Annotated in this window: 5 protein-coding genes, 2 tRNA genes, 2 rRNA genes and 1 pseudogene (1 of these 10 running past the window's edge); 4 read left to right on the top strand and 6 right to left on the bottom strand. The window is 61.9% G+C overall.

Features of this window, described 5'->3' with window-relative positions:
- The 4 genes from I6F33_RS01480 to I6F33_RS01465 form a co-directional block, all read right to left on the bottom strand.
- Positions 1-400: ribosomal RNA gene (locus I6F33_RS01480) — 23S ribosomal RNA — on the bottom strand; it reaches 2447 nt to the left of the window's first position.
- Between the two features lie 385 nt (positions 401-785).
- Positions 786-861 (bottom strand) — tRNA-Ala (locus I6F33_RS01475).
- A 33-nt stretch (positions 862-894) separates the two neighbouring features.
- Positions 895-971, bottom strand: a tRNA-Ile gene (locus I6F33_RS01470).
- Between the two features lie 192 nt (positions 972-1163).
- Positions 1164-2652, bottom strand: a 16S ribosomal RNA gene (locus tag I6F33_RS01465).
- Together the 16S and 23S rRNA genes with 2 tRNA genes alongside form the textbook arrangement of a ribosomal RNA operon.
- 1109 nt (positions 2653-3761) lie before the next feature.
- Between I6F33_RS01465 and I6F33_RS01460 the strand changes: the two genes are divergently transcribed.
- From I6F33_RS01460 to I6F33_RS01450, 3 genes are all read left to right on the top strand, one after another.
- The gene (locus I6F33_RS01460; protein WP_225140791.1) at positions 3762-5825 is read left to right on the top strand and encodes a M23 family metallopeptidase; all 2064 of its coding nucleotides are present in this window, start codon (positions 3762-3764) and stop codon (positions 5823-5825) included.
- Between the two features lie 154 nt (positions 5826-5979).
- A complete protein-coding gene (locus I6F33_RS01455; protein ID WP_225140789.1) occupies positions 5980-7599 on the top strand; it encodes an SMP-30/gluconolactonase/LRE family protein in 1620 nt (539 codons plus the stop codon).
- An 82-nt stretch (positions 7600-7681) separates the two neighbouring features.
- The gene (locus I6F33_RS01450; protein ID WP_035996955.1) at positions 7682-7945 is read left to right on the top strand and encodes a hypothetical protein; all 264 of its coding nucleotides are present in this window, start codon (positions 7682-7684) and stop codon (positions 7943-7945) included.
- Between the two features lie 59 nt (positions 7946-8004).
- On the opposite strand, the pseudogene I6F33_RS01445 reads toward I6F33_RS01450, so the two are convergent.
- A pseudogene (locus I6F33_RS01445) lies at positions 8005-8149 on the bottom strand (AAA family ATPase); the annotation flags it as partial.
- On the bottom strand, positions 8148-8438 hold the full coding sequence (locus I6F33_RS01440) for a helix-turn-helix transcriptional regulator (RefSeq protein ID WP_225128593.1): 291 nt from the start codon (positions 8436-8438) through the stop codon (positions 8148-8150). The gene I6F33_RS01440 and the pseudogene I6F33_RS01445, both read right to left, overlap by 2 nt.
- Positions 8439-9014: 576 nt before the next feature.
- On the opposite strand from I6F33_RS01440, the gene I6F33_RS01435 reads away from it, so the two are divergent.
- Positions 9015-9434 carry a nuclear transport factor 2 family protein gene (locus I6F33_RS01435; RefSeq protein ID WP_225140787.1) on the top strand — a complete coding sequence of 140 codons (420 nt, stop codon included), beginning with the start codon at positions 9015-9017 and terminating at the stop codon, positions 9432-9434.
- The last annotated feature ends 3 nt before the right edge of the window (positions 9435-9437 follow it).

The raw sequence follows: 9437 nt of genomic DNA, 5'->3' as shown, positions 1-9437 counted from the left end.
CCAGCTTTCCTGACTGGTTCCGATTGTCTTTGATGTATCACTGGCCTGGTCCGCGTTCGCTCGCCACTACTAACGGAGTCTCTGTTGATGTCCTTTCCTCCAGGTACTTAGATGTTTCAGTTCCCTGGGTTTGCTTGAAACCTCCTATGTATTCAGAAGTCTCATACCTTCTCTTGATAACCGGAAATCCAAAACCTCTAGGGTCATGGTCCCGATCATTTCTGGTCGAACACCAAGACACAAGGTCTTGGAGTTCCGGCTATCGAAGGTGGGTTTCCCCATTCGGAAATCCGCGGATCAAAGCTTCTTCGCAGCTCCCCACGGCTTATCGCAGCGTAGCACGTCCTTCATCGCCTCTCAGCGCCAAGGCATCCACCGAACACCCTTAAGGCACTTGATTGCTCTCATTATCAATGTCCACACACTCGGCAGAATGTTGTCTGCACGATTGCCTTACGGCGCGCACCCTCGATGAATGCTACGTGCAGCCGGACATTGACTAGAAAGACCAGCTTGCTTCGTAAGATCGTTCCGATAGCGAGGCGGTCAAGCTTCGCTAAAAGGATCATTTTACAACTCGCATTCAACCTCACGGCTGAAAGCGAGCGCCGAAAATGATCCGGAGATAATGAAGGATTCGCGCAACAATCTGCTGCACGACCCAACTCGGATCGATCTCCTCTTTACGATGTCAGAAAACACGCATCTTGCTGTCTATCCAGACTAGCAGGATGCGAAGTGATGTTTCGCGGACGACGGTGCAAGATCTCGGTGATCAAACCATCTGGTGGAGCCAGACGGGATCGAACCGACGACCTCATGCTTGCAAAGCACGCGCTCTCCCAGCTGAGCTATGGCCCCGTAACCAGAAGACGAATGCTCACTCGATGAAAGTGGTGGGCCTGGGAAGACTTGAACTTCCGACCTCACGCTTATCAAGCGCGCGCTCTAACCAACTGAGCTACAAGCCCCTAACGCATATCCCGTCAGGGACCGTGGGATCCTGCTTGATGCAGGCCCAGCGCGTGTTCGTCCGCGAAGAAAGAGAAACGAAGACGGCGAAATCCCGCCAATGCAGCTCAACGATCTGGCGATCTGTTGGCCACTGATGTTTCTAAAACGATCCGATAGTGAGCGTGAGCTCGCTGAAGGATCATCCTTAGAAAGGAGGTGATCCAGCCGCAGGTTCCCCTACGGCTACCTTGTTACGACTTCACCCCAGTCGCTGACCCTACCGTGGCCGGCTGCCTCCCTTGCGGGTTAGCGCACCGTCTTCAGGTAAAACCAACTCCCATGGTGTGACGGGCGGTGTGTACAAGGCCCGGGAACGTATTCACCGTGGCGTGCTGATCCACGATTACTAGCGATTCCAACTTCATGGGCTCGAGTTGCAGAGCCCAATCCGAACTGAGACGGCTTTTTGAGATTTGCGAAGGGTCGCCCCTTAGCATCCCATTGTCACCGCCATTGTAGCACGTGTGTAGCCCAGCCCGTAAGGGCCATGAGGACTTGACGTCATCCCCACCTTCCTCGCGGCTTATCACCGGCAGTCTCCTTAGAGTGCTCAACTAAATGGTAGCAACTAAGGACGGGGGTTGCGCTCGTTGCGGGACTTAACCCAACATCTCACGACACGAGCTGACGACAGCCATGCAGCACCTGTGCTCCAGGCTCCGAAGAGAGGGTCACATCTCTGCGACCGGTCCTGGACATGTCAAGGGCTGGTAAGGTTCTGCGCGTTGCGTCGAATTAAACCACATGCTCCACCGCTTGTGCGGGCCCCCGTCAATTCCTTTGAGTTTTAATCTTGCGACCGTACTCCCCAGGCGGAATGCTTAAAGCGTTAGCTGCGCCACTAGTGAGTAAACCCACTAACGGCTGGCATTCATCGTTTACGGCGTGGACTACCAGGGTATCTAATCCTGTTTGCTCCCCACGCTTTCGTGCCTCAGCGTCAGTACCGGGCCAGTGAGCCGCCTTCGCCACTGGTGTTCTTGCGAATATCTACGAATTTCACCTCTACACTCGCAGTTCCACTCACCTCTCCCGGACTCAAGATCTTCAGTATCAAAGGCAGTTCTGGAGTTGAGCTCCAGGATTTCACCCCTGACTTAAAGACCCGCCTACGCACCCTTTACGCCCAGTGATTCCGAGCAACGCTAGCCCCCTTCGTATTACCGCGGCTGCTGGCACGAAGTTAGCCGGGGCTTATTCTTGCGGTACCGTCATTATCTTCCCGCACAAAAGAGCTTTACAACCCTAGGGCCTTCATCACTCACGCGGCATGGCTGGATCAGGGTTGCCCCCATTGTCCAATATTCCCCACTGCTGCCTCCCGTAGGAGTTTGGGCCGTGTCTCAGTCCCAATGTGGCTGATCATCCTCTCAGACCAGCTACTGATCGTCGCCTTGGTGAGCCATTACCTCACCAACTAGCTAATCAGACGCGGGCCGATCTTTCGGCGATAAATCTTTCCCCGTAAGGGCTTATCCGGTATTAGCACAAGTTTCCCTGTGTTGTTCCGAACCAAAAGGTACGTTCCCACGCGTTACTCACCCGTCTGCCGCTGACGTATTGCTACGCCCGCTCGACTTGCATGTGTTAAGCCTGCCGCCAGCGTTCGCTCTGAGCCAGGATCAAACTCTCAAGTTGGACTTGAACTTTGAACCGGCTGATCACAACGTTTGACGAGGTCCCACCATTATCGACCGAAGTCGATGTGCTGCCCGCGATTCACATCGCTGGCAACGATGGTGTTTCCTTTAAAACGTGTACCGCCGAAGTCTTTCGTCCGGTCTCGATCAGAAAAGCCGAAGCTTCTCGGAAGCGAGACCCGCAAGGACTCCGCCGTCCACGTTTCTCTTTCTTCATCTTCACTTGTCAAACAGCCCGAGACCGTGGAGGTCTCAACCTTCCTGAGAGGAAGGGTTCCGACACCCTTACCGACGATGGATGAACTCCAACCGACTGGTGTCGGCTGTTGTGTCACTCAACAAGGTGAGGAGCATCAGTGGCGCGTTCGCTCGCCTTGGTCAGTGACCCGGCGGCGCCGCGCTCAGTGGTTGGGGTTATAGGCCCCACCTTCCGGCCTGTCAACGCCAATCGTCAACAAATCGTCGCACAGCGGACCAGCGAGAAAACACCCACGATTCCAGCCATTTAGAAAGCCGCCGGGCACATCGAACGAGCCCGCCCGGCAAAAAATCTGAAAAAAAGTTTGCCCGCCGGCGGGCTCCGGAGGGCGCCTTGGAGCCCTCCCTGGCGGCCTCCCCCGGGGGCCTCTCCTCCGCACCCCCGCCACCCTGGGGGCGCGCCGTCCCAAGGGCTGTCGGCCCCCAGGACGCCCGCCTCGCCCGCTAGAACCACCCCGCCCGAGCTCAGCCCGTGATCTGACGGGGGCCTTTACGGCCCGGCATTTAGGAAACTTTTTCCATATTTGGCGCCGTACTTGAGCCACAATCCCGCGGCGTTCTGATAAGAGACAAGCTTGAATCGCGGGGACGCCTGTGGGGGCTGCCGGCGATTTTCATGGGGTCAGAGGAAGGCGATGTTGCAAATGACGCGACCTTCCTTCGGCATTCGAAAGACATCGAGAGAGCTTTACCCGTCCAGCTGTTCGTAATTTCGGCCGGCCCCATCAAGGGGCTTTCTGGGCGCGGACAGTTGTGCGGCTTGCCTGCTCCGGCGATCCCCGTTCAAGAGGGCAGCCTGGGACAGGTTCGAAACCGGGCATCTTGGGTCGTTGAGTTGGGGGACTTGGGTTGAACCACAGGACGTCACGCGGCACTTTCGGGCGTGAGACCGGGATCATCGATCTCGGCCACGAGCCGCCGCTGTCCGTCGATGGTTCTGAAGCCGCGGTGATCGACCGCCGCCGCGTCTCGGTGCAATGGTTCAGCGGGACAATTTTGACCGGACTCTGCGGCGCAGCCCTGATCGGCGGCGCCGTTTTCGCTTCGCTCGACGGCGAGATGACCTTCGCCAAGGTGCCGGAGCGGGTCGAAGGCGCGCTGCGCGGAGCATTCGGCGCCGCCGATCGTGCCGCCACGCTGCACAAGAGCGATCGCCTGCCGCCGCCGAGCGAATCCACCGCCTCGCGCAACGTGATGCGCGTTTCGACGGTTGCCCGCGTCGGCAACCGTGACGTGATGCGGGTGCGTCCGTTCGTGCGGATCGCCGGCAATCTGTCGATGACGACGAGCGATCTGTCGGCGAAGATCCCGCCGTTCAACGCCCAGCGCCTGCTGACCGATGTCGGCTCCGACCCGAAGACGGCGTCCGACGATCCCAACAATCCCGAAGCCGTCGAGCCCGACGCGGAAGTGTCCTTCGTCACCAAGGACCTGTCGCCGGTGCTGCCGAAGGCCAAGATTTCCGCGGTGGTGGCACTCGACGACATCCTGATGCGGGTGCGCGATGCCGCCAATTGGCGCGGCAATGGCGGGGTGCGCTACGCCTCGCTCGCCAACACGGCTGCCGACATCTCCGGCGCGACCGGCCCTTCCGACATCAGAACCGCCTACGCCGCCGAGGCCTCGCCGTCCGATCCCTATGCCGGCTTCGAGACGCGCGTGGTGCCGGAGAACGTCACGCTGCTGCCCAAGACCAAGGAGCAGATCACCGGCGGCAATCCCAACGGTGAACGCGTCCACATGGTCAAGAAGGGCGACAGCGTCGCCGGCGTGCTGCGCGATCTCGGCGCCAATGCCGACGAGATCAAGGCGATCACCGCGACGCTCGGACCGCGCGGCCGCGACGGCGGCCTGAAGGAAGGCGAGAAGCTCCGCATCCTGATGGCGCCCGCAAGTCCCGGCGCCCGCCTGCAGCCCTATCGCGTCGTGGTTGCAAACGACACGATGGTGGAAGCGATCGCGGCGCTGTCCGATCTCGGCAAATACGTCGCCGTCGACGTCTCCAGCATGAATACCGTCGCCGATACTGCGGCCAACGCCAGCAGCGACGACGAGGATGACGATGACGGCTCCGGCGTGCGGCTCTACCAGAGCATCTACGAGACCGCGATGCGCAACAAGGTCCCGATGCCCGTCATCGAGGACATGATCAAGATCTACTCCTACGACGTCGATTTCCAGCGCAAGGTGCAGCCCGGAGATTCCTTCGACGTGTTTTACGCGGGCGAGGACGAGGGCGTGACCGCGACCGAGAAGAACGAGGTGCTGTTCGCCTCGCTCACCGTCGGCGGCGAGACCAAGAAATACTACCGCTACCAGAGCCCCGACGACGGCCTCGTCGACTATTACGACGAGACCGGCAAGAGCGCGAAGAAGTTCCTGGTCAGAAAGCCCGTCAACAACGCCATCATGCGCTCCGGCTTCGGCGGCCGCCGCCACCCGATCCTCGGCTACGTGAAGATGCATACCGGCGTCGACTGGTCCACCTCCTACGGCACGCCGATCTTCGCCTCCGGCAACGGCATGATCGAGAAGGCCGGCCCCGAGGGCGGCTATGGCAAGTACATCCGCATCAAGCACGCCAACGGCTACGAGACTGCCTACGGCCACATGTCGGCCTTCGCCAAGGGCATGGAGCCCGGCAAGAAGGTGCGGCAGGGCCAGGTGATCGGCTTCGTCGGCTCCTCCGGCCTGTCGACCGGCCCGCACGTCCACTACGAGATCCTCGTCAACGGCCGCTTCGTCGATCCGATGCGCGTGAAGCTACCGCGCGGCCGTTCGCTGGAGGGCCCGATGCTGGCGAGCTTCGAGAAGGAGCGCGACCGGCTCGACGGCATGATGAGCGGCCGCGGCGGCGCCATCGCCCGCATGTCGGACGCCACCGGCGGGCCGCTGCAGGTCACCAACCGGTAAGTCGGCAACGCGCCGATATCGGCCGGCGTTTTCAAACAGAATTTCAAACGAGCACGCTACGCAGCGAGGCCGCTTCGCGGCGACACAACGTCAAGTTTCGTTTGCCAAAGCCGCAGGACGGGCGAATACTTTCCAAAAAATGGGAGGTCACGCCATGAGAAACAGGCTCGCCTGCGCAGCCCTGATTGCTGCGCTGTTCGCCACAACGAGCGCATCGGCCGACGGCTGGGAGGTCACGAGACTCGTGCCGGGCTCGGCATTCCACGGCGTGCACGGGCTCGGTGTCGACAAGGCCGGCCATTTGTTTGCCGGCAGCGTCGCGGGCGCTGCGCTCTACGAGGTCGACATTGCCGGCGGCAGCGCCAAGGTTGCAATCCCGGCACCGGTGGGGATGGCCGACGACATTGCGTTCGCACCCGACGGCACCATGGCCTGGACCGGCTTCCTCGCCGGCGATCTCTATGCGCGCAAGGGCGACGGACCGATCAAGAAGCTCGCGTCCGGGCTGCCCGGCATCAACTCGCTCGCCTTCCGCAAGGACGGCAGGCTCTACGCCACCACCGTTTTCCTCGGCGATGCGCTCTACGAGATCGACGTCGAGGGCGTCAAACCGCCCCGCCAGATCATGGAGAAGATGGGCGGCCTCAACGGCTTCGAGTTCGGTCCCGACGACAAGCTCTATGGTCCGCTCTGGTTCAAGGGCCAGGTCGCAAGGGTCGACGTCGACAAGGCCGAGCTGAGTGTCGTCACCGACGGCTTCAAGATCCCGGCCGCCGTGAACTTCGATTCCAAGGGCAATCTCATCGTGATCGACACCGCGCTCGGCCAGCTCGTCCGGGTCGATCCCAAATCGGGCGCCAAGACCATGGTCGCGCAGCTGAAGCCGTCGCTGGACAATCTCGCCATCGACGACAAGGACCGCATCTACGTCTCCAACATGGCCGACAACGGCATCCAGGAGGTCGATCCCGCGACCGGTCATGCCAAGCAGATCATCATCGGCAAGCTCGCTTTGCCCGGCGGCATCGGCGTCACCTCGGAGAACGGCAAGGACACGATCCACGTCGCCGACCTGTTCGCCTATCGCACGGTGGACGGCGTGACCGGCGAGGTCACCGAAAAGGCGCGCATGCACGCCGCTGGCACGACGCTCGAATATCCGATGAGCGCGACGGCGAAGGGCAACGACGTGGTCCTGTCGAGCTGGTTCACCGGCACCGTGCAGGTGATCGACGGCAAGACCGGCGCGACGCGCGACATGCTGCACGGCTTCAAGGCGCCGCATGACGCGGTCGTGCTCGCGGACGGCAGCATCCTGGTAGCCGAGCTCGGCACCAAGTCGCTGGTCAAGGTGAGCGGCGAGCACGGCAAGGATCGCACCACGCTGATCGGCGCGCTCGAGGGTCCGATGGGTCTCGTCCGCGGGGCCGGCGACGAGGTTTACGTCACCGAGGCTTTTGCTGGCATCATCTCCAAAATCAACAGCACCGGCGAAAAGACCGTGATCGCCAAGGATCTGAAGATGCCAGAAGGCATCGCGCGCACCGGCGACGGTAAGCTGATCGTCGCCGAAGTCGGCGCCAAGCGGCTGATCGAGATCGTGCCGGAATCCGGCAAGGTCACCGAAATCGCAGCCAATCTCCCGATCGGTCTGACCGGCGCCCCCGGCGGCTTGCCGACGCATATCCCCACCGGCGTCGCAGTCGGCGCGACGGGCGCGATCTACGTCAGCTCGGATGTCGAGAATGCGATCTACAAGGTGGTGAAGAAGTAGGAGCTACGTGCACGGGACTGGCGGGAACCGTCACGCCGGTTCCCCGGTTAGACGCTGACGGAAGCCAGCAGGAGGATCGCTCATGACGCGCCTCTCACGCGACGATGTCGTCAAGGCCGTGGACCGCGCCGATGACGTCACCATTGCCCAGATCATCGGGACCGGCGCGACCGCTGAGGAGCTTGCTGAGGCCCAGGCCTGGCTCGCCAACGATGAGCCGATGATCAACGATCTGCGCCCGCTGGCGCAGGGCCGGGTGCGCGAGCTGGTGGATATTTTGTCGGAGCTGGAGGAGGACGAGGAGGACGGCGTCGAGCCGCGCTCCGCCTCGGCCCCTGGCAACTAGCCAGACAGCAAAACAGGACGCCCCGGAGAGGTGACCCTCCGGGGCGGCTTTCATTTCAGATCCTCACCCTCCGGCTGGTTCACGAGATACTCGGACCGAGGTTCGAGGCCATGATGATCAGCATGTCGCGGAATCGACGGTACGGCCCTGGCCCTCGGCCAGCGGGCCGTCGCCGAGCGCCTGCAACAGCACGTTGAAGACGTTAACCCGCACGCACCCGTGCGAACAATTCCGACGGCATCATACCGAACATGTCGCGGAAGGCCGTGCTGAAATGCGCGGAGCTGGAAAAGCCCGCGTCATGCGCGGCCTCGGTCAGCGATTGGCCTTGTGCGACCGCCCGCGCGGCAGCGCCGATCCGGGACCAGATCCGGTAGCGGCGGAGCGGCACACCCGTGACGTCCTTGAAAAGATGCAGGAAGCGCGAGGACGAAAGTCCGGCCCTGCGGCCGAGTTCAGCAAGGGTGTGCGAACCGCTGGGCTGCTCGCGCATCCGCTCGATGGCGGCGGCAATTCTTGCATCTGGCTGCGGACTTGATCCGATCCCAAGCATATCGCGGGCTGCTTGCTGCGCGTCCTCAGATGCGAGGCGTCGCTCCGCGATGGCGCCGAACAGCGCGACGACCGACCTCTCGTCGATCATGTCGAACGCGGCCCTCGATCCGACCTCCTTCATTCGTGAGCGAAGCGCCTCGATATCGCGGCCGAGGGGATCGACATAGAGGAAGGCCATCCGTCCAGCATCGGTGCGGAGATGGTGCAGACTGTTGGGCATGATCAGCACGCTGCGGGTCTCGCGATAAGACGGTGAGCGCGCCCTCGGATCGTTAGCTACGCCTATCGCCCCGTCGAGCGCGACGGCCAGCACGCCGGTGGCATTGCGGTGGGGCGTCAGCCCGAAGGCTGGACCGAGATAGAGCACCCGCGCGTCCCAATCGAGCATCCGCGCCCTCTTTGGTCCGCCGCTGGGCGGCGTGCTGATAGCCAGTTCCTGAAAGCCGGAAGGCGAGGTCATGCCTCATCATAGCGCACCGGCACAGCGCTGCCGATGACCCGGGAGATCATATCGATGGACAGAGTTCTGGTAGACGACGCCGCACAAATCGCCGCTATCCGCGCCGCCGTGACGCGCTACGCGGCCGCCTGGCAGGCCGGTGACCGCGCCGCGATCGCCGCCTGCTACCACGATGAATTCATGCTGCACTATGCCGGCCATAATCCGCTCGCCGGCACTCACCGCGGCAAGGCGGCCGCGCTTGCCACTCTGGCCGAGGTCGCACGCCGCTCCAACCGAAAACTGCTCGCCATCGATGACGTCATGGCCGGGCCGCGGCGCGGCGCCATTCTCGCACGGGAATCATTCAGCCGGGACGGTCGCACGGCTGAATTGGAACGGTTGCTGGTCTATGCCGTGCGTGAAGGCCTGCTGAGCGAATGCTGGGTCTACGACCGCGATCAGGCAGTGGTGGACGCGTTCTTAGCGGATTGAAAA

Source organism: Bradyrhizobium sp. BRP20, from assembly GCF_020194215.1.
Classification (GTDB): domain Bacteria; phylum Pseudomonadota; class Alphaproteobacteria; order Rhizobiales; family Xanthobacteraceae; genus Bradyrhizobium; species Bradyrhizobium yuanmingense.
The sequence above is the reverse complement of the archived record's forward strand: the minus strand, read 5'-3'. Positions and strand labels throughout refer to the sequence as shown.